Source organism: Enterobacter sp. RIT418, assembly GCF_003057745.1.
In the GTDB taxonomy this organism is placed as follows: domain Bacteria; phylum Pseudomonadota; class Gammaproteobacteria; order Enterobacterales; family Enterobacteriaceae; genus Enterobacter.
Map to the genome: position 1 here is coordinate 143,098 of NZ_QBJD02000010.1, position 18,618 is coordinate 161,715.

General features: G+C 56.9%; 18 protein-coding genes. 5 read left to right on the top strand and 13 right to left on the bottom strand.

The annotated features are described in order from the left end of the window. The 3 genes from lapB to yciH all read left to right on the top strand — a co-directional run bounded on the left by lapB (position 1) and on the right by yciH (position 2,418). Positions 1-1,170, top strand: coding sequence for a lipopolysaccharide assembly protein LapB (gene lapB / locus DBY73_RS13840; protein WP_112011681.1), 1,170 nt, complete (start codon positions 1-3; stop codon positions 1,168-1,170). A gap of 184 nt (positions 1,171-1,354) precedes the next feature. Next, positions 1,355-2,092: an orotidine-5'-phosphate decarboxylase gene (gene pyrF / locus DBY73_RS13845; RefSeq protein ID WP_112011726.1), complete on the top strand. Its 738-nt coding sequence runs from the start codon at positions 1,355-1,357 to the stop codon at positions 2,090-2,092. Beyond that, positions 2,092-2,418 carry a stress response translation initiation inhibitor YciH gene (gene yciH / locus DBY73_RS13850; RefSeq protein ID WP_112011682.1) on the top strand — a complete coding sequence of 109 codons (327 nt, stop codon included), beginning with the start codon at positions 2,092-2,094 and terminating at the stop codon, positions 2,416-2,418. Before pyrF ends, yciH begins: the two co-directional genes overlap by 1 nt. Before the next feature lie 104 nt (positions 2,419-2,522). Here the strand turns inward: yciH and osmB are convergent, their stop codons facing one another. The 3 genes from osmB to DBY73_RS13865 all read right to left on the bottom strand — a co-directional run bounded on the left by osmB (position 2,523) and on the right by DBY73_RS13865 (position 3,972). After that, positions 2,523-2,741 carry an osmotically-inducible lipoprotein OsmB gene (gene osmB, locus DBY73_RS13855; RefSeq protein WP_112011683.1) on the bottom strand — a complete coding sequence of 73 codons (219 nt, stop codon included), beginning with the start codon at positions 2,739-2,741 and terminating at the stop codon, positions 2,523-2,525. Positions 2,742-2,999: 258 nt separating this feature from the next. Continuing rightward, on the bottom strand, positions 3,000-3,752 hold the full coding sequence (locus DBY73_RS13860) for a DNA-binding transcriptional regulator YciT (protein WP_112011684.1): 753 nt from the start codon (positions 3,750-3,752) through the stop codon (positions 3,000-3,002). A gap of 37 nt (positions 3,753-3,789) precedes the next feature. Then, positions 3,790-3,972 carry a hypothetical protein gene (locus DBY73_RS13865; RefSeq protein WP_112011685.1) on the bottom strand — a complete coding sequence of 61 codons (183 nt, stop codon included), beginning with the start codon at positions 3,970-3,972 and terminating at the stop codon, positions 3,790-3,792. A 194-nt stretch (positions 3,973-4,166) separates the two neighbouring features. Between DBY73_RS13865 and DBY73_RS13870 the strand changes: the two genes are divergently transcribed. Next, positions 4,167-5,036: a crotonase/enoyl-CoA hydratase family protein gene (locus tag DBY73_RS13870; RefSeq protein WP_112011686.1), complete on the top strand. Its 870-nt coding sequence runs from the start codon at positions 4,167-4,169 to the stop codon at positions 5,034-5,036. On the opposite strand, the gene pdeR is transcribed toward DBY73_RS13870, so the two are convergent. The 10 genes from pdeR to pspF form a co-directional block, all read right to left on the bottom strand. Further along, the gene (pdeR, locus tag DBY73_RS13875) at positions 5,033-7,024 is read right to left on the bottom strand and encodes a cyclic di-GMP phosphodiesterase (protein WP_112011727.1); all 1,992 of its coding nucleotides are present in this window, start codon (positions 7,022-7,024) and stop codon (positions 5,033-5,035) included. The two genes, DBY73_RS13870 and pdeR, sit on opposite strands and share 4 nt — an antisense overlap. Positions 7,025-7,347: 323 nt before the next feature. Next, positions 7,348-9,282, bottom strand: coding sequence for an exoribonuclease II (locus tag DBY73_RS13880; RefSeq protein WP_112011687.1), 1,935 nt, complete (start codon positions 9,280-9,282; stop codon positions 7,348-7,350). Positions 9,283-9,370: 88 nt separating this feature from the next. Next, positions 9,371-10,357 carry a CMD domain-containing protein gene (locus DBY73_RS13885; protein WP_112011688.1) on the bottom strand — a complete coding sequence of 329 codons (987 nt, stop codon included), beginning with the start codon at positions 10,355-10,357 and terminating at the stop codon, positions 9,371-9,373. Positions 10,358-10,512: 155 nt separating this feature from the next. Then, positions 10,513-11,301: an enoyl-ACP reductase FabI gene (fabI, locus tag DBY73_RS13890; protein WP_112011689.1), complete on the bottom strand. Its 789-nt coding sequence runs from the start codon at positions 11,299-11,301 to the stop codon at positions 10,513-10,515. A gap of 124 nt (positions 11,302-11,425) precedes the next feature. Further along, positions 11,426-12,232, bottom strand: a complete 807-nt coding sequence (gene sapF, locus DBY73_RS13895; protein WP_112011690.1) for a putrescine export ABC transporter ATP-binding protein SapF — start codon at positions 12,230-12,232, stop codon at positions 11,426-11,428. 1 nt (position 12,233) lies between these two features. Beyond that, positions 12,234-13,226: a peptide ABC transporter ATP-binding protein SapD gene (gene sapD / locus DBY73_RS13900; protein ID WP_112011691.1), complete on the bottom strand. Its 993-nt coding sequence runs from the start codon at positions 13,224-13,226 to the stop codon at positions 12,234-12,236. After that, positions 13,226-14,116, bottom strand: a complete 891-nt coding sequence (sapC, locus tag DBY73_RS13905; RefSeq protein ID WP_112011692.1) for a putrescine export ABC transporter permease SapC — start codon at positions 14,114-14,116, stop codon at positions 13,226-13,228. The genes sapD and sapC overlap by 1 nt, the downstream gene beginning before the upstream one ends. Beyond that, positions 14,103-15,068, bottom strand: a complete 966-nt coding sequence (gene sapB / locus DBY73_RS13910; RefSeq protein ID WP_112011693.1) for a putrescine export ABC transporter permease SapB — start codon at positions 15,066-15,068, stop codon at positions 14,103-14,105. Before sapB ends, sapC begins: the two co-directional genes overlap by 14 nt. Beyond that, positions 15,065-16,705, bottom strand: a complete 1,641-nt coding sequence (sapA, locus tag DBY73_RS13915; protein ID WP_112011694.1) for an ABC transporter substrate-binding protein SapA — start codon at positions 16,703-16,705, stop codon at positions 15,065-15,067. Before sapA ends, sapB begins: the two co-directional genes overlap by 4 nt. A gap of 88 nt (positions 16,706-16,793) precedes the next feature. Continuing rightward, on the bottom strand, positions 16,794-17,786 hold the full coding sequence (pspF, locus tag DBY73_RS13920; protein WP_181573238.1) for a phage shock protein operon transcriptional activator: 993 nt from the start codon (positions 17,784-17,786) through the stop codon (positions 16,794-16,796). A gap of 152 nt (positions 17,787-17,938) precedes the next feature. Here pspF and pspA point away from each other — a divergent pair, with 152 nt between their 5' ends. Then, positions 17,939-18,607, top strand: a complete 669-nt coding sequence (pspA, locus tag DBY73_RS13925; RefSeq protein ID WP_112011696.1) for a phage shock protein PspA — start codon at positions 17,939-17,941, stop codon at positions 18,605-18,607. Positions 18,608-18,618 lie beyond the last annotated feature (11 nt).

An 18,618-nucleotide genomic window follows, 5' to 3' on the forward strand; every position in this document is an offset into this window, starting at 1 on the left:
ATGCTGGAGTTGTTGTTTCTGCTTTTGCCTGTAGCCGCAGCCTATGGCTGGTATATGGGCCGCAGAAGTGCGCAACAAACAAAGCAGGATGAAGCCAACCGGCTCTCCCGCGACTACGTTGCGGGGGTAAACTTCCTCCTGAGCAATCAACAGGATAAAGCGGTAGACCTGTTCCTCGACATGCTTAAAGAGGACACCGGTACCGTTGAAGCCCACCTTACGCTCGGAAACCTCTTCCGCTCGCGCGGCGAGGTCGACCGCGCAATCCGCATTCACCAGACCCTCATGGAAAGCGCCTCGCTGACGTACGATCAGCGCCTGCTGGCCGTTCAGCAGCTTGGTCGCGACTACATGGCCGCCGGGCTGTACGACCGCGCTGAAGATATGTTCATGCAGCTGGTTGACGAAACGGACTTCCGCATCAGCGCGCTCCAGCAGCTGCTGCAGATCTATCAGGCGACAAGCGACTGGCAGAAAGCCATCGACACGGCAGAGCGCCTGGTCAAGCTTGGGAAAGACAAGCAGCGCGTTGAGATTGCCCATTTCTACTGTGAACTTGCGCTTCAGCAGATGGGCAATGAAGACATGGATAAAGCCATGTCCCTGCTGAAAAAAGGGGCCGCGGCAGACCGCAACAGCGCGCGCATTTCCATCATGATGGGCCGCGTCTTCATGGCGAACGGCGAGTACGCGAAAGCGGTAGAAAGCCTGCTGCGCGTTATCGATCAGGATAAAGAGCTCGTCAGCGAAACGCTGGAGATGCTGCAAACCTGCTATCAACAGCTTGATAAACAGGATGAGTGGGTTGCCTTCCTGCGCCGCTGTGTAGAAGCGAACACCGGGGCGACGGCGGAACTGATGCTTTCAGACGTCGTTGAACAGCATGAAGGCAGCGACACGGCGCAGGTCTATATTACCCGACAGCTTCAACGTCATCCGACGATGCGCGTGTTCCACAAGCTGATGGATTATCACCTGAATGACGCAGAAGAAGGGCGCGCGAAAGAGAGCCTGATGGTGCTGCGTGATATGGTTGGCGAGCAGGTGCGCAGCAAGCCGCGCTACCGCTGCCAGAAGTGCGGTTTCACCGCCTATACGCTTTACTGGCACTGTCCTTCCTGCCGCGCCTGGTCCACCATCAAGCCGATTCGAGGGCTGGATGGACAGTAGTCTTTTTTAAAACACGCTATTTTAGTTACAACATACTGTTTAAGCTTTACAAACCACGCCGCACGGTGCGGTCTTCGGTCAGGCAGGAAAAATGGATTCTGTCCTTTTTGGCCGCTGGCAGGTAGAATGCTCGCCGTTTATCTGTTACGCGCCGCTGCGCGCCCATAGACGAAAAGGGCTGGTCATGACGTCTGCTACATCTTCTATTTCCCGCATTGTTACCGATTCTCCTGTTGTCGTGGCTCTCGATTATAATAACCGTGACGCTGCGCTGGCCTTCGTCGACGGCATCGATCCGCGCGACTGCCGGCTGAAGGTCGGCAAAGAAATGTTCACGTTATTTGGTCCACAAATCGTCCGCGATCTGCAACAGCGCGGCTTTGATATTTTTCTCGACCTGAAATTCCACGATATCCCGAATACCACTGCGCATGCGGTCGCCGCAGCCGCAGAGCTTGGCGTGTGGATGGTGAACGTGCACGCATCGGGCGGGGCGCGCATGATGACCGCAGCGCGTGAAGCGTTACTGCCATTCGGTAGCGATGCGCCGCTGCTGATCGCCGTCACCGTGTTGACCAGTATGGACGAAAACGATCTGCGCGACCTTGGCGTGACGTTGTCACCTGCCCAGCACGCAGAGCGCCTGGCGCGCCTCACGAAGGCATGCGGTCTGGATGGCGTAGTGTGCTCCGCCCAGGAAGCCATGCGCTTCAAGGCTGAACTGGGCCAGGACTTCAGGCTAGTAACGCCAGGGATTCGCCCGGCAGGCAGCGAGGCTGGCGATCAGCGACGCATCATGACGCCTGAACAAGCGCTGGAGGCTGGCGTAGACTATATGGTGATTGGCCGTCCCGTTACGCAGTCGGCAAACCCGGCCCAAACGCTGAAAGCCATCAACGCGTCGTTGAGAAAGGGGGCATAATGAGTGATTCAAACAGCCGTCTGGTCTATTCAACCGATACCGGACGCATCGACGAGCCGAAGGCAAAAGCAGAGCGCCCAAAAGGCGACGGCATTGTTCGCATTCAGCGTCAGACGAGCGGCCGTAAAGGAAAAGGCGTTTGCCTGATTACCGGCATTGACCTTGATGACGCTGCGCTGGCAGCGCTCGCGGCTGAGCTGAAAAAGAAATGTGGCTGCGGCGGTGCGGTAAAAGACGGCATTATTGAAATTCAGGGCGACAAGCGTGATGTCATTAAAAGCCTACTCGAAGCGAAAGGAATGAAAGTCAAACTGGTGGGCGGATAAAATAAAGGAGCCACGGCGAATACCGTGGCTCTTATTTACGTGCGTAGGCCAAGACCTGAAGCGTACTGAATATATCTTTATACAGGTGAGTGCCGTTTTGTAGATTATTTACCCACCTGGTGTCCGATAATACCGCCAACGGCAGCACCACCTAATGTACCCAGCGTACTACCATCCGTTAACACTGCACCGCCCAAGGCACCTGCACCCGCGCCGATGGCGGTGTTGCGATCGCGTTTAGACCAGTTTGAACATGCGCTCAGAGACATTGCTACAGTGATTGCCAGAACAGCAGCGGCTAATTTTTTGCTGGTTAAAGACATAATACTTTCTCCTGAATTATCGATTCACGGAAAGAAGTGCTCTTTAAGTATAGCTAATTTAAATACCTAAATTCTATTTTCCGTGAAGGCTGGTTGCGCAGGCGTTACGTAATCACGCAGGTGATAGTCACTTCCTGTTATATCGCTAACATTAATTCTACGTCTTTGCGCGAAGTTATACAGGTAAAAACTCTTAAACGAAGGGTCGGATTTCTCTCAGAAGACAGAAAAGCGCCCGTCTATGGGCGCTGTAGGGAATCATGCGGTTTTTTTAACAATATCGACCATAAGACCCTCTTTCATGAGCTGCTCGCGGTATTCATCGCTCAGACGGTCGTCAGTGATCACGCGGCGAAAGCGTGAAAGAGGGCCCATCGTGTAGGGATGGACTGCACCGAACTTCGAGCTGTCGGTAAGGACGATTGCTTCACACTCTTTTTCAAGCACCGCGTTAACCACGTCTGAACGCATCATGTCCCGGCCGGTAAAGCCAGTGTCCGCCTGCCAGCCGTCAATGCCGATAAAAGCCTTGCTGAAGTGGACCTGCTGCACGTACTGGCGCGTCAGCGGGCCAACCATGCTCTCGCTTTTTTTCTGGTAAATACCGCCTAACAGGATCACTTCACAGCGCGTCTGTTTCAGCAGATGGGCAATATAGCTGCTGACCGTAACAATCGTCACATCTTTCTGCTCGGCCAGCGTGCGCGCCAGAAGGGCATTGCTGCTGCCGTTTTCAATAAACACCGTCTCGCCGTTATTCACGAGGGACGCGGCAAACTCTGCCAGCTCCCGCTTGAGGGCGTAGTTATTCATCATGCGCGTCTCAACATCTTCGCTGTCCAGCGGAACGGCGTAGCCGTGGGCGCGGCGCAGATAGCTCTGTTTTTCAAGCAGGTTGAGATCCTGACGGATTGTGACTTCTGAAACGCCGGTAGTTTTGGCCAGGTCAACGACGCTGACGCGTCCCTGATCGATGACCATCTGCAAAATGATTTGTTGTCTGGAATTCATAGCATCCATTTAAAACGAGAGGTCGAAAACAGGGTGGTTACACTTCCCACGGGGCTTTTGGCTGTGCATTTTCTGAAGGGGCGCTGCTGTCATGCTGCGCAAGTAACTCAGATTTCAAAATTTCAAGATTGCGAATTGCAGACTGGTAATCACCCGCGACAAGAATATCCAGCACGGTATCAATACGTTGTGCCACAGCAGATGAGTCAATGTTAGGCATAATCGTCCCCCCGGGAGCGAAAAGTGAATATTTTCAATGATGCAGAAAATAGGTTCAAAAGAGAAGGGAAAAAATGCAATAACCAAATGACATAAATGAAAGTGATAAATCTAGCCACTCCCGCGATGCGGTCTTAACCCGTGGATTAGTCTAAAAAAGCGCGCAACGCGCTTTTTTATATGAGGAATTAGACCATGACCGTAATCAACCAAGCAACCTGTACACTGTTTACCGATACTGAACGTTTTACCCAGCTGGCGGGGTATTATGAAGAGGAGCGTCATACCGTCTGGATGATGCTTCGCGCGCAGCCGCGCCCCTGCTTCAACCACGCGCTTATTGAAGAGATCATGAATCTCTCCTGGCTGGTGCGCCAGTCAAGTTTTATTGTCGACTTTTGGGTTACCGGATCGCTGGTGCCGGATATCTACAATACGGGAGGGGACTTACAGTTTTTCGTAGAGTGCATTCAAAACAAACGCCGCGAGGCGCTGCGGGCCTACGCGCGCGCCTGCGTGGATTGCGTACACGCGGCGTCGCGCGGTTTCGACACCGGGGCTATTTCGCTGGCCATGGTCGAAGGCAGCGCGCTGGGCGGCGGATTTGAGGCCGCGCTGGCGCACCATTTCGTACTGGCGCAGCGCGATGCTCGCTTAGGGTTTCCTGAAATTGCCTTTAACCTGTTTCCCGGCATGGGGGGATATTCGCTGGTTGCGCGCCGTTCCGGCATGAAGCTGGCGGAGGAGCTTATCTATAAAGGGGAATCACATACCGCGGAATGGTACGAACAGCATGGGTTAGTCGACGTTCTGTTTGAACCCGGTCAAAGCTCCGTGGCCGTGCGCACGTTCATCGACACGCTGATCCCAAAGATGAACGGCGTAAGAGCCATGCTGCGCGCCCGGACGCGCGTTTTACAATTGCCCCGCAGCGAGCTGATGGACATTACGGAAGATTGGGTTGACGCGGCCTTTTATCTTGAACCCAAAGACATAGCCTATATGGAGCGTCTGGTGATGCTGCAAAACCGCCACCGCGCGTCGGGACTGCGCAAAGCCAGCTAGCGCATCTTTCTTGACTGATACCGCTTAAGCCATCGCTCGAATGCGGCAGCGGGCATCGGCTTAGCAAACAGAAATCCCTGCCGTTCGTTGACGCCATTCTTCGTCAGAAAGGCGTCTTCTTTTGCGCTCTCCACGCCCTCTGCAATGACCTGCAGGTTTAACGCCTGCGCGACCGCAACAATGGCGCGTACCAGCGACTGCGAAATGGGCTGCTTATGAATCTCCCGCACAAACGACTGATCGAGCTTAATGGCGTCAATAGGGAAGCGCGCCAGCTGTGACAGGGAAGAATATCCCGTGCCAAAATCATCGAGGTGAATTTGCGCCCCCAGCTGGCTAAACTGCTGGATCACGGAAAGCGCCAGCTCTTCGTTTTCAATAAGGCAGCTTTCGGTGAGCTCAACGTCGATCGGGCAGTATTCAAAGCGCAAATCCTTCAGCGCCTGCTTGAGATCGCTGAATATGGTCTGGTCGGCCAGCTGGCGGGCAGAAACGTTCACCGCCACGCGCAGATTGATACCCTTATCGCGCCATTTCGCGACCTGGCGGACAACGTCGAGCATGACCCAGCGCCCCAGGGGAACGATCAGGCCAGACTCCTCGGCATACGAAATAAACTCCAGCGGCGGGATCAGGCCGCGCTCGGGAGACTGCCACCGCACCAGGGCTTCCAGGCTTCTGACCTCGCCGCGCCAGGTCATTTTGGGCTGGTAGTGAATCAGCAGCTGATCGTTATCCAGCGCCTTGCGCAGGTTGGTATCCAGCCAGAGATATTCAAATACGCGCTGGTTCATCTCGGGGGAGAAGACGCAAAATTTCCCTCTGCCGTTCTCTTTGGCCGTGTACATTGCCGTGTCGGCGTTGCGAATGACGCTTTCGCGATCGTTACCGTGCTGAGGGGCAAGGGCAATCCCTAACGAGCATCCCGTATAAATTTCGATAAGACCGATGCGGAAGGGCTGACGCAGGCGGGTCAGGATACGTGAGGCCATGGCTTCCAGCGAGCCTTGCGACGTATCCGTGGCCATCACGATAAATTCGTCGCCGCCGAGGCGCGCCAGCGTTTGCCCCTGATCAAGACAGCTCAGAATGGCAAGCGCAACCGCCTGCAGGAGCTGATCGCCGAACATATGCCCGTAGGCATCGTTAACCTTTTTGAAGTTGTCCAGATCGAGATACACCACGCCAAGCTGCGTATCACCGCGGGCGGCGATGGCATCGGAAATTAGCTCGTGGATGGCGTTGCGGTTGGGTAAGCCGGTAATGGTGTCGGTGTTGGCGAGCACCCGCAGGCGCTCCTGGGCGCGGCGTTCTTCGGTAATATCCGTCCCGGAACAGATCAGAAAAATTTCATTCTTTCCGCTGCCGCTGTGAACGAACTTATTTCTGAAAAGGAAAAGCCGCTGTCCCTTGCGCGTTTTCACCCAGCGTTCAACTTCGTAAGAGCTGCCGTTGCGAAAAAAACCGGCGATATTGCGTTTTGACGCCGTGGCTTCGCTGCGGCTCATAAACAGTTTGAAGACGTTTTGGCCGATCACTTCCTGCTCTTTCAGGCCCGTATACTCTTCGCTCAGGCGGTTAAAGCGCTGGATATTCCCGTGCTGATCGAGGATGACAATGACGGAGTTGGCCTCAGAAACCACCTGTTCGGCAAAGGAGAGGCCTTGCACCAGGTCGCGCGCAACGGAAGGGGTATCGTTCCAGGCCGATGCCGTACCGGCCCATTCCTTTTTGTTGATTTTGCGGCCGACGAGATGAATCGGGACGTCGGCGCCGTACAGGGACAGCGTCAGGGTAATGCTGGAGGTAATGACGGTGAGCTGGCGGATCTGGTCAGCCTGCTCGTCATCCAGCGCAACCACCTGAATCGCATCGGCCCGCTCGCTGGCGGCCAAATGGAGAGCGTTACTGTCAGCGGTAAGCCGCCACCATGGGCTGTGCGTTCCCATGTATCGAAACAGCAAATTTTGTTCCAACTCGTCCATCATCTTTTCACCCATACCTACTCATTAGCGCAAAAAATTATTCATTTATAATCGGCTTTTCCGCAGCAAAACGTCGTCGGTTCCGATGTAAACGTCTTGGATTTGACGAGGTTATGGAATAAAAGCGTATCTGATCGCAAAGAATATATTGTGTATAAAAATTCACATAAGCGAATACAGCACGACTCTTTTACTGTAGATAATTCTGGCGAAATTGGGTGAGGAAAGCGGGAAAATAGTAAGAAAAAGGATGTTTAAGCTGAGGGTATTAAAAGGAGGATGCGCAGGCCATTTCATGCAGAAATGACCTGCGGCGTAAACACCCGTCAGGCGGCGGGGCGTGCGATAATGCTGCGGGTTTCCATGCGGACTTCTGCGATGTTTACGTCAATCACGTCGGTAACTTTGTAAACCGTTTCGCCTTTGATTTGTACCGTACCGTTTTCCTGGCTACAGACCATCTCGTCGCGCACGGCATGCAGGAACGGGGCAGGAATAAAGGCAACGGCACCGTTATCCACCAGGCGTACGCGCATGCCGCCGCGGCTGATATCAATGATTTCAGCCGGGAAGCGGGCATCGCTCCCTGCTTTGTCGTTCAGGAAGCGCGCATACAGCCAGTCACCCACATCGCGTTCAGCCATGCGGTTCAGGCGGCGGCGCTCTGCCATTTGCACGGTCGTGTCATCCTGCGGACGCGAAGCCGTCTCGCCCTTGACGATCGCCTTCAGCAGGCGGTGGTTAACCATATCGCCATACTTGCGGATAGGGGAGGTCCAGGTCGCGTACGCTTCGAGGCCGAGGCCAAAGTGCGGGCCTGGCTCGGTACTGATTTCCGCAAAGGACTGGAAACGACGAATGCGGCTGTCGAGGAAGCCCGATGGCTGAGCATCCAGCTCTCGGCGCAGCTTGCAGAAGCCCTCTAGCGTTAGCACTTCTTCCGGATCGACGTGCACGTCGTGGGTTTTCAGCAGGGCGGCCAGCGCCTCGGTGTTCGCCGGGTCAAAACCGGTATGCACGTTGTAAATGCCGAAGCCTAATTTGTCGCGCAGCACGCGTGCAGCGCAAATATTGGCAGAAATCATGGCTTCTTCAACGATGCGGTTCGCGATGCGGCGCGGTTCAGCGACGATATTCAGAACTTCACCTTTCTCGCCCAGCACGAAGCGATAATCAGGGCGATCTTTAAAGACCAGGGCGTGGGTTTTGCGCCACTCGCTGCGGTTCAGGCAGATGCGGTGCAGCAGGCGAATTTGCGCGGCAATGGCGTCAGATTCTGGCTGCCAGCTACCGGTGTTTTCCAGCCAGTCAGAAACCTCGTCGTAAACCAGTTTGGCTTTCGATTCGATGGTGGCGGCGAAGAAGTGAATATCGTCTTCAATCGTGCCGTCGGCGGCTACGGTCATGCGGCACGCCAGCGCCGGGCGGACTTCGTTAGGGCGCAGGGAGCAAAGGTCGTCAGACAGCTCGCGCGGCAGCATCGGAATATTAAAGCCGGGAAGGTAGTTGGTGAACGAACGCACTTTGGCCATTTCGTCCAGCTTGCTGCCCTCGGCGATCCACGCGGTCGGATCGGCAATCGCGACGGTCAGCTGCAGCTTGCCGTCGGCAAGCTCTTGCGCGTACAGCGCGTCGTCCATGTCTTCGGTGCTGGCGCTGTCGATGGTGACAAAATCCAGCGCGGTGAGATCTTCACGCGTCAGCCCTTCGTCCTGCATCTCGGTCGCTACGCCGTTTGGCGCTTCTTTCTCGAGGTTGTGACTGGCGAGGGTGACCCACCACGGCACGAAGTGGTCATCGCCGAAGGTGATGAACTGGGTTAATTCGGCATAAAAACCGCGATCGCCCTTCAGAGGATGACGGCGCATTTCAGCAACGGCCCAGTCACCATCCTTAAAATCATGCTCAACGCCGCGCGCCGCGCGGCACTGAATAGCGTCTTTCAGCAGGGGATGATCCGGCACGATAGAAAGACGATCGTCTTTGCGCGTGACCTTGCCGACAAAGCGCGTCAGGAACGGCTCGATTAACGCTTCCGGCTCGGCGGACTCGCGTTCCTTCTCGGTGTGAATCACGGCCGTGATGCGATCGCCGTGCATCACTTTCTTCATCTGCGGAGGCGGGATGAAGTAACTTTTCTGCCCGTCAACTTCCAGGAAGCCAAAGCCCTTTTCCGTGGCTTTTACGACCCCTTCTGCACGCGGCGTCTGGGAATGCAGTTGCTGTTTAAGCTGCGCTAGCAGCGGGTTGTCCTGAAACATAATGTTCTATTTTCGTAGCCATTGAGCGGCTGACAGTTTTACGCGAATCTCACTGCTACAGCAAGCGCTCTTTGGGTAAATAGTACGGTTATTCTGCGTTGCAGATTGCGACGCTCAGGCGGTCAAGCCAGCCGTCAAACGCGCTTTTGACGAGTAAATTGATCGCGCTGGCTGCCGTCAGCCCGGCCTCCGTTAAGGGCGTAAACTGCGCGGCGCTAAACCTGTCCGGAGAGCGGGTCAGCAGCTCAACGGCGGCGGCCAGCGTCGGGAGGTTTGGCGGCGTTTCATCTTCAAGCTGGCTCAAAAGCGCGCCCGTCAGGTCCAGAAGCGCGGGCTGATGGCAAAGCACTGGCGCTATCCTTTGCAGCGCAGGTGCCGCCTGCCAGCGAGCCAAAGACTCCAGCTGGTGCGCGCTGGCAAAGCGTATTTCAACCGCCGGCAGCATCGGTTGCCCGCTGACGTTGCCGTTCGGAAGAGTATGCGGCTGGATATGGTGGCCGGGTAACCAGCGTACGGAATAGCCCAGCAGGGCCTGAAACACGGCTACCGTGCGCGCCTGGAAGCCGATAAAGCCGATGATTTGGTTAATGAGCACCGCGTCGTAGAGGGTAAGGCCCACCTCATCAAGCTGCTGCAGGGCTTTTTGATCGATAACGTCCGGCGTACAGGCAAGCTGGCGGGCATACTGGGTGATTTGCGCGAGGCGTCGATTGCTTTCACGGGAGGAGTCAGGGCCGGGAAGCGGGGCAAGCAGGGCGGCGTAGTGATTACACAGCCGCTGAACGCCGCAGGCTTGGGCAACCGTCAGCGCGCTGCTGAGCCGATCGTACGCGCTGAGGGTGTGCAGCCGTGTTACGGGTGTCGTCAGGGGAAAGAGCTGATGGCACAGGCTTCTGGCAGGCGTCAGCCATCCGCCACACTGCGCCAAAATCTTTTCGGGTAACGCTAAATCGAGCAAAAAACGGTCTTCGACGTTAGCGGCTTCGGGCACCAGAGGCAGGACGTCCGCCTGCGCGTGATTTGACTGCGTTTCATGATACCAGTGGCCTTTGCCGGAAAAGCGGCGCTGTTCCATGGGCGTTCCTTGATCTCAAATTGGCGATCAATATCCTGGCGCATGGGGGCTAAGGGGAAAAATATTGTTAGGTGATAACAAATAGCAGAACGGAATAACGGAGAAAGACGGGGGAGGGAAAACTCTCTTCCCGGGCGGGAAGAGAGCCGTCATGCTTATTTAATTTCCAGCTCGTTCATTGCAGCGATGTTGAAGCCGCCGTCAACGTGAACCACTTCGCCGGAGATACCCGCGGAAAGGTCGGAGCACAGGAATGCAGCAGAGTTACCGACGTCTTCGATGGTAACGGTACGACGAATCGGCGTAACCGCTTCGCAATGCGCCAGCATTTTACGGAAATCTTTGATACCGGACGCCGCCAGGGTACGGATTGGACCCGCGGAGATGGCGTTAACACGCACGCCTTCTGGACCCATTGCGTTCGCCATATAGCGCACGTTGGCTTCCAGAGACGCTTTTGCCAGGCCCATAACGTTATAGTTAGGGATAGCACGCTCTGCGCCCAGGTAGGACAGGGTCAGCAGCGCTGAGCCCGGGTTCAGCATGGAGCGGCAAGCTTTTGCCATCGCCACGAAGCTGTAGGAGCTGATGTCGTGCGCGATTTTGAAGCCATCACGGGTTACCGCGTTCACGTAGTCGCCGTCCAGCTGGTCGCCAGGCGCGAAGCCGATGGAGTGAACGAAACCGTCGAATTTCTCCCAGGTTTTGCCCAGCTCTGCGAACATCGCATCAATGCTTTCGTCTTGTGCAACGTCACATTCCAAAATGATGCTGGAACCCAGCTGTGCGGCAAACTCTTCAACACGGCCTTTCAGCTTGTCGTTCTGGTAGGTGAATGCCAGCTCGGCGCCTTCGCGGTGCATAGCCTGTGCGATGCCGTATGCGATGGACAGTTTGCTGGCAACACCGGTCACCAGAATGCGCTTACCGGAAAGAAAACCCATAGCTTTAATCCTTATATTCATTGTTGTGGCGACCGTCATCATATGGGGACAATCGTCGTTAAAACGCGGCGATAATATCACGTGTCGCGCGCTTAGTTAATCCGACCACTCTGCTGACGCGCGCTTATCGATCTTTTCGCCACGCATCGGCGGTCAATGCTTCACCAAAATGTCCGGCAATAAGCCGTTTGGTCAGGTCGTGCAGCGGAGAGGCGAGGACATCCGCGGTGCTTCCGCGCTCCACCACTTCACCCTGGTGCATTACGAGCACCTGGTCGCTGATGTGCTTCATCATGCCGAGATGCTGGGTCACGTAGATATAAGAGATACCCTGTTTTTCCTGCAGCTCCAGCATCAGGTTAATTAACTGCGAACGCATCGACATATCCAGGGAGGCAAGGGCCTCGTCGGCAATAATCACCTTCGGGCGCAGGATCAGCGCGCGCGCCAGGCCCAGGCGCTGTTTCTGCCCCGGGGCCAGCATGTGGGGATAATAGCTGACGTGATCCGGCAGCAGCCCCACCAGGCGCAGCGTCTCGACGATGCGCTTGCGGCGCGCCTCCGGTTCCAGGTCTGTATTCAGCCGCAGCGGGAAATCCAGGATCTGCGAGATGCGCTGGCGCGGGTTGAGCGACGTTGACGGGTCCTGGAAGATCATGCGGATACGCTGGCTGCGGAACGAGTAGTCGCCGAAGGTCAGCGGACGATCGTCGATCAGCACTTCGCCGCCGGTCGGCTCCACCATGCCGGCGAGCATTTTCGCGAGCGTAGATTTTCCCGAACCGTTCTCGCCGATGATCGCCAGCGTCTGTTTCTCGCGCAGCATAAAGCTCAGCGGCTTAACGGCCTCCACTGTCTGGCGGTGAAACAGGCCGGTGCGGTAGCGAAAGGTCTTACTCAGGTTGCGCACTTCCAGTAACGTTTCGACCATTTCACTCTCTCTCCATGTTCAGCGGGAAATGACAGGCGTAAAGATGGTTTTTCGCGCCCGTCAGGCGCGGAGTCTCTATGCATTTACGCTGAGCATACGGGCAGCGCGGCCCCAGACGGCAGCCGATCGGCAGCGATTCCAGCAGAGGAATGGCCCCCGGCAGCGTGTTCAGGCGGCTTTTATGCGGCATCGCGCTGCCAAAATCGGGTATCGCGCGGATCAGCGCCTGGGTATACGGGTGATGGGGGATGGTCACCAGATCTTCACTGCCCGCCGTTTCTACCGTTTGACCACAGTACATAACGTCGATTTTATCCGCCCATTTGCTCAGCATCTGCAGGTCATGGCTGATCAGCAAAATGGTGGTGTTGTTGTTCTGGTTAAGCCGCGTCAGCAGGCGGAAAATCTGCGCCTGCGTAGTGGGCTCCATCGCGTTGGTCGGCTCATCCGCAATCAGCAGACGCGGCTGATTCGCCAGTGCGATGGCAATCATTACCTTCTGACATTCGCCGTCGGTCAGCTCGTAGGGAAAACTGCGCATCGCGTCTTTATGATCTTTTATCCCGACGCGGTGCAGCAGCTCAATGGCGCGACGCTTGCGCCATCCAAGGCGCTGCCACCAGCGGCCTTTATAGGTCCATCCGGGAATGTTTTGCATCAGCTGTTTGCCAACGCGCTCCGACGGGTCAAGACAGGACTGCGGCTCCTGGAAAATCATCGAAACGTTGTGGCCCACCAGCTTGCGCCGCTCGCGGGGGGAGAGGCGCAGCAGGTCGATATCATCGAAGCGCATGCGGTCAGCCGTGACGCGCCAGTTATCTTTCGCCACGCCGCAAATGGCCTTGGCGATCAGGCTCTTGCCGGAGCCTGATTCCCCCACGAGGCCGCGAATCTCGCCCTCAGCCAGAGTAATGCTGATGCGGTCTACGGCTTTTACCCAGCCTTCGCCGGTTTTAAACTCGATCGTGAGATTGCGGATATCCAGTAACGGCATTATTCCACCCCCGCATTGATTGCGCGGCGGATACCGTCGCCCAGCAGATTGACGAGAAGGACGCTGATCATAATCGCGGCGCCGGGCAGCATGACCGTCCACGGCGCGACGTAAATCAGCTCCAGCGCGTCGCCGAGCATTGCGCCCCACTCAGGTGAGGGCAGCTGCGCGCCCAGGTCGAGGAACCCGAGCGCGGCGATGTCCAGGATCGCCATTGACAGCGCGCGCGTGATCTCCGTGACCAGCCCCGCAGCGATATTGGGCAGCACCGCAAACCACAGAATGTTGAACGTGGTCGCGCCGTCCAGGCGCGCGGCGACAACGTACTCTTTCTCCAGCTCGTCATGCACCAGGCTGTATACCGAGCGCACCAGGCGGGGCAGGATAGCCAGCCAGACCGCAAACATCGCGTGGGACAAATGCGGCCCCGCAAACGCTACGACGATGATCGCCAGCAGCAGGGACGGAATAGAGAGCAGGGTGTCCAAAATATGGTTAAGCACCGCCGAGCGCAGGCCGTGGGTTGAGCCCGCGAAAATGCCCAGCGCCAGGCCACACGCCGTCGCCGCCAGCGTAACGATAAACGCCCCGCCGACCGTTGGCGCTGCGCCGCTCAGCAGGCGGCTCAGCACGTCGCGCCCGAGATCGTCCGTACCGAGGAAAAACGACACCTCGCCGTAGCGCGACCACGACGGCGGCAACAGCTGATAGCCGAGGAACTGCTGGTCAATGCCGTAGGGCGCAAACCACGAGCCAAAGACGCACAGCAGAGCCAGACCGGCGCAGCCGTACAGGCCGATCATCGCCGTCGTATCACCATAGAATTTACGCCACACGGTGCGCAGCGCGCCGGGCGTGCGCTTTTCACTGTATACGCTATCGTAGGGCATACCATTCCTTATGCTTCAGCGGGTTTGCCATGGCACCCAAAATATCGGAAATCACGTTCACAATTATCACCAGCGAGCCAATCACCATCACGCCTGCGGAGATGGCAGCGTAGTCCTGCTGGCGAATCGCGTTAATCATCCAGCGCCCAAGCCCCGGCCAGCTGAAGACCATTTCGGTGATCATGGCCAGCGTCAGCATGGTTGAAAATTGTAGCCCCAGGCGCGGGATCACCGGCGGCAGGGCGTTGTGCAGGACGTGGCGTCGCAAAATCGTCAGGCGCGAGAGTCCGCGCGTGGCGGCCGCCTTCACGTAGTTCTGGTCGAACACCTCGATCGTGCTGATGCGCATCAGGCGAACGACTTCGGTCGTCGGCGCGACGGCGAGGGTCAGCACCGGCAGCACCAGGTGGCGCAAGGCGCTCACGATCATTTCGTGACGCCAGACAGAATCGGAAAGCCAGGCGTCAATCACCGAAAACCCGGTCACCGTTTTGACCGTGTAAAGCAGGTCAAAACGGCCAGACACCGGCAGCCAGCCCAGCGTCAGCGAGAAGAAAAGCGTCAGCAGCAGCGCCAGCCAGAATACGGGGATCGAAAAGCCAAGCAGCGCCAGGGCGCTGATGAACTTGTCCTGCCATTTATTGCGGTAAATGCCCGCCAGCATGCCCACCGGAATACCGACCATCAGGGCAAAACCAAACGCCAGGATGCACAGCTCCATGGTCGCCGGGAAAACCTCTTTTAGCTGTTCGGAAATCAGCTGTCCGTTGATGCTGGACACGCCAAAATCCCAGTGCAGCAGGCCCGTAAACCAGAAAAGCCAGGCGTCCCAAAGCGATGAGCCCTGCAGCGGCGCGTGCGGCGTAAAATAGCTCAGGCTAAAGCCGACGAACGTCAGCAAAAAGAGCGTGACCAGCAGCAGCAGGAGGCGGCGCAAGGTAAAAATGATCATGGCTTTTTCACCTCTTGTTCTTTTTCCCGCGAGACGCCCGCGAAGGAGGCGTTGCCGAACGGGCTTAGCACCAGGCCTTTAATATCATAGCGATAGGCCTGCAGACGCAGGGAAGAGGCCAGCGGCAGCACCGGAAGCTCGCGGGCCAAAATGTTTTGCGCCTCGTCGTAGGCGTCGATGCGCGCGGCAAGCTGCTGCGTGGCAAGCGCTTTTTGCAGCACCGAATCAAACTCGCGGTTGCACCAGTGGGCGTAGTTGGTCTGGGAGTTGATCGCCGCGCAGCTCAGCAGCGGACGGAAGAAGCTGTCCGGGTCGTTACTGTCGGTCGCCCAGCCGGTGAGGGTTAAATCATGATTCATATCCATCAGACGCGCCTCCTGGAAACGACCCTCAACCGGAACGATAACCACCCTAACGCCTACCTGCGCCATGTCGGCCTGCAGCAGCTCAGCCGTTTTTAGCGGGCTTGGGTTCCACGCCTGCGAGCTGGTAGGCACCCACAGCTGCAGCGTGAGGTTTTCTGCCCCCAGCACCTTAAGCTGCTCGCGCGCTTTTGCCGGGTTGTACTCCGTAATTTTAGCCTCACCGTCGTAAGCCCAGGACGCGCGCGGCAAAATAGAGGCGGCCGTTTCTGCCGTGCCGTAATAGATCGACTGCATCAGCCGCTGGTTGTTGATCGCCAGCGCCAGCGCGTGGCGCACCGCGGGGTTGTTCAACGGCGGCTTATCGGTATTGAAAGCCAGATAGGCAATGTTCATGCCGGGGCGCAGCGTCAGGCGCAGGCGCGGATCGTCGCGCAGAATGCTGAGCTGGCTGGCAGCAGGCCATGCGAGCACATCGCATTCCCCGGTAAGCAGCTTGGACAAACGCCCCGTGCCGCCAGAGCCTAAATCGACGACTACCTGCGGCATCAGCGGGCTGCCTCGCCAGAAGTGCTCGTGGCGCTGCAGACGAATGTATTGACCGGCGCGATAGTCGGCGACCTGAAACGGCCCGGTTCCGACGGGCTGGCGATCGAGCAGCTCCTGACGATCGATCTTCGTGAGCTTCGCGGCATATTCAGCTGACATCACCGAGGCGTAGTGGGTTGCAAGATGCCACAGGAACGAGGCGTCCGGGTGCGCCAGGCGGAATTCAACCGTGTGATTGTCCAGCTTGCGCACGCTTTTCACGGTGTCGGCAAACTGCAGGCTGTCGAAGTAGGGGAAGTTTCCGCCGTTAACGTTATGCCACGGGTGGCTGCGGTTAAAGATGCGTTCGAAGGTAAACACCACGTCGTCCGCGTTCAGCCTGCGGGTGGGGGTGAACCACGGCGTGTGCTGAAAGGCGACGTCGCTGCGCAGGTGGAAACGGTAGGTGGCGCCGTTGTCCAGCACCTCCCAGCTTTCGGCAAGCTCCGGGACCAGGCGATAGGTGTAAGGGTCAACATCCAGCAGGCGATCGTAGAGCTGCGCGGCGAGGGTGTCGACAATCAGGCCGCTGCCCGCTTTTTGCGGGTTAAAAGTATCAACCTGCCCGCTGACGCAGTAGACGAAGCCGCTGTCGCGAATATCAGGCAGCGAAACAGGCTCTGGCGCAGCAAAAGCCAGGTTACTGAACAGACCGAATGCAAAAAGGGACGATAAAACCAGGCGCATATTTATTAAGGTTTTTAGGTTCGATCTGCAAAGTGTATCGCACTTACGCCTGATTCGTAAAAATGTCTGGGGGTAAGTGCTGATTATGTCAGCGCATTTGATGTTTTTTGAGCAATGCCCTTAATTGATGGTAGGTCAGGCCCAGCAGTTCAGCCGCCCGCTTCTGGTTATATTTTGCCGCCTTAAGGCTCTGCTCCAGAAGCTGCTGCTCCTGCTGGTGCTGAAACTCACGCAAATTCAGCGGAAGCGAAGGGGCATTCGATGCTGCCGCGATTTTCTGCACGGGCTGCGGCTCGCGCCTGAAGGGATCGATAATAATGTCATCCAGCTCCGTTTCGCTGCTGGCGTGGCGATAGACAGAGCGTTCAACCACGTTTTTCAGCTCGCGAATATTGCCCGGCCAGCGGTATTCGAGAAGCGTTTCGGTCGCACGCTCGCTGAAGCCGGGAAAAAGCGGCAGGCCGAGCTCGCGGCACATCTGTATGGCGAACTGTTCGGCAAGCAGCATGATGTCGCTGCGGCGCTCGCGCAGGGGAGGAAGCTGCACAACGTCAAACGCGAGGCGATCGAGGAGATCCGCACGGAACGTATTTTCCGCCACCATCTCCGGCAAATTGGCGTTGGTGGCGCAGACCAGGCGCACGTTGACCTGCAAAGGCTGGCTGCCGCCCACGCGCTCCAGCTCGCCGTATTCAATGACGCGCAGCAGCTTTTCCTGCACCAGCATCGGGGCGGTCGCCAGCTCGTCGAGGAACAGCGTGCCGCCGTCGGCGCGCTCAAAGCGGCCCGGATGGCGCTTTTGCGCGCCGGTAAAGGCGCCGGCCTCATGGCCGAAGAGTTCGGTATCAAGCAGGTTTTCGTTCAGCGCGGCGCAGTTGAGCGAGATAAAAGGGCCGTCCCAGCGCCCGGATAAAAAGTGAAGCCGGTTGGCAATCAGCTCTTTACCGGTGCCGCGCTCGCCGATAATCAGCACGGGCTTATTCAGCGGGGCAAGGCGGGAAACCTGCTCCAGCACTTCGAGAAAGCTGTTGGCTTCGCCCAGGAGGTTATCTTTGTATTCTGCCATGATGAAATTAACCACTCCGTAGTGATATTCACCAGGTGAATGTAGAGCGTCGGCGGTGATAAATCAATCACTATTATATAAATCAATAAGATAAAAACTTGGCACGGAGATTGTATTACCTGTTCAGCAGGGCATCGCCCGATAACAGAAATGAAGAGGATTAGATTATGGGTATTTTTTCTCGTTTTGCCGACATCGTGAACGCCAACATCAACTCGCTGCTGGAGAAAGCGGAAGACCCACAGAAGCTGGTGCGCCTGATGATTCAGGAAATGGAAGACACGCTGGTTGAAGTGCGTTCAACGTCTGCCCGCGCGCTGGCTGAGAAAAAACAGCTGTCGCGCCGCATTGAGCAGGCCACTGCCCAGCGTGAGGAATGGCAGGAAAAGGCCGAACTGGCGCTGCGTAAGGATAAAGAAGATCTGGCGCGCGCTGCGCTGATTGAAAAACAGAAGCTGGTGGATATGGTCGCCGCGCTGGAGCATGAGGTCACGCTGGTCGATGATACGCTGACCCGCATGAAGAAAGAGATCGGCGAGCTGGAAAACAAGCTTAGCGAAACCCGCGCCCGACAGCAGGCGCTTACGCTGCGCCATCAGGCTGCTAGCTCTTCTCGCGACGTGCGTCGCCAGCTCGACAGCGGCAAGCTGGACGAAGCGATGGCACGCTTTGAATCCTTCGAGCGCCGCATCGATCAGATGGAAGCGGAAGCCGAAAGCCACGGCATCGGCAAACAAAAAACGCTGGATCAGCAGTTTGCTGACCTGAAAGCGGATGATGAAATCAGCGAACAGCTGGCCGCGCTGAAAGCCAAAATGAAGCAAGACAACCAATAATAATTTAAGCG

Excerpts from the sequence above, each read along its gene's own strand:
- DBY73_RS13870 (WP_112011686.1), top strand. The coding sequence starts at position 4,167 with ATGACCGTAATCAACCAAGCAACCTGTACACTGTTTACCGATACTGAA.
- DBY73_RS13880 (WP_112011687.1), bottom strand. The coding sequence starts at position 9,282 with ATGTTTCAGGACAACCCGCTGCTAGCGCAGCTTAAACAGCAACTGCAT.
- fabI (WP_112011689.1), bottom strand. The coding sequence starts at position 11,301 with ATGGGTTTTCTTTCCGGTAAGCGCATTCTGGTGACCGGTGTTGCCAGC.
- yciH (WP_112011682.1), top strand. The coding sequence starts at position 2,092 with ATGAGTGATTCAAACAGCCGTCTGGTCTATTCAACCGATACCGGACGC.
- sapC (WP_112011692.1), bottom strand. The coding sequence starts at position 14,116 with ATGCCCTACGATAGCGTATACAGTGAAAAGCGCACGCCCGGCGCGCTG.
- osmB (WP_112011683.1), bottom strand. The coding sequence starts at position 2,741 with ATGTCTTTAACCAGCAAAAAATTAGCCGCTGCTGTTCTGGCAATCACT.
- lapB (WP_112011681.1), top strand. The coding sequence starts at position 1 with ATGCTGGAGTTGTTGTTTCTGCTTTTGCCTGTAGCCGCAGCCTATGGC.
- pspA (WP_112011696.1), top strand. The coding sequence starts at position 17,939 with ATGGGTATTTTTTCTCGTTTTGCCGACATCGTGAACGCCAACATCAAC.
- DBY73_RS13885 (WP_112011688.1), bottom strand. The coding sequence starts at position 10,357 with ATGGAACAGCGCCGCTTTTCCGGCAAAGGCCACTGGTATCATGAAACG.
- pdeR (WP_112011727.1), bottom strand. The coding sequence starts at position 7,024 with ATGATGGACGAGTTGGAACAAAATTTGCTGTTTCGATACATGGGAACG.
- DBY73_RS13865 (WP_112011685.1), bottom strand. The coding sequence starts at position 3,972 with ATGCCTAACATTGACTCATCTGCTGTGGCACAACGTATTGATACCGTG.
- sapF (WP_112011690.1), bottom strand. The coding sequence starts at position 12,232 with ATGGTCGAAACGTTACTGGAAGTGCGCAACCTGAGTAAGACCTTTCGC.
- pyrF (WP_112011726.1), top strand. The coding sequence starts at position 1,355 with ATGACGTCTGCTACATCTTCTATTTCCCGCATTGTTACCGATTCTCCT.
- sapA (WP_112011694.1), bottom strand. The coding sequence starts at position 16,705 with ATGCGCCTGGTTTTATCGTCCCTTTTTGCATTCGGTCTGTTCAGTAAC.
- sapB (WP_112011693.1), bottom strand. The coding sequence starts at position 15,068 with ATGATCATTTTTACCTTGCGCCGCCTCCTGCTGCTGCTGGTCACGCTC.
- sapD (WP_112011691.1), bottom strand. The coding sequence starts at position 13,226 with ATGCCGTTACTGGATATCCGCAATCTCACGATCGAGTTTAAAACCGGC.
- DBY73_RS13860 (WP_112011684.1), bottom strand. The coding sequence starts at position 3,752 with ATGAATTCCAGACAACAAATCATTTTGCAGATGGTCATCGATCAGGGA.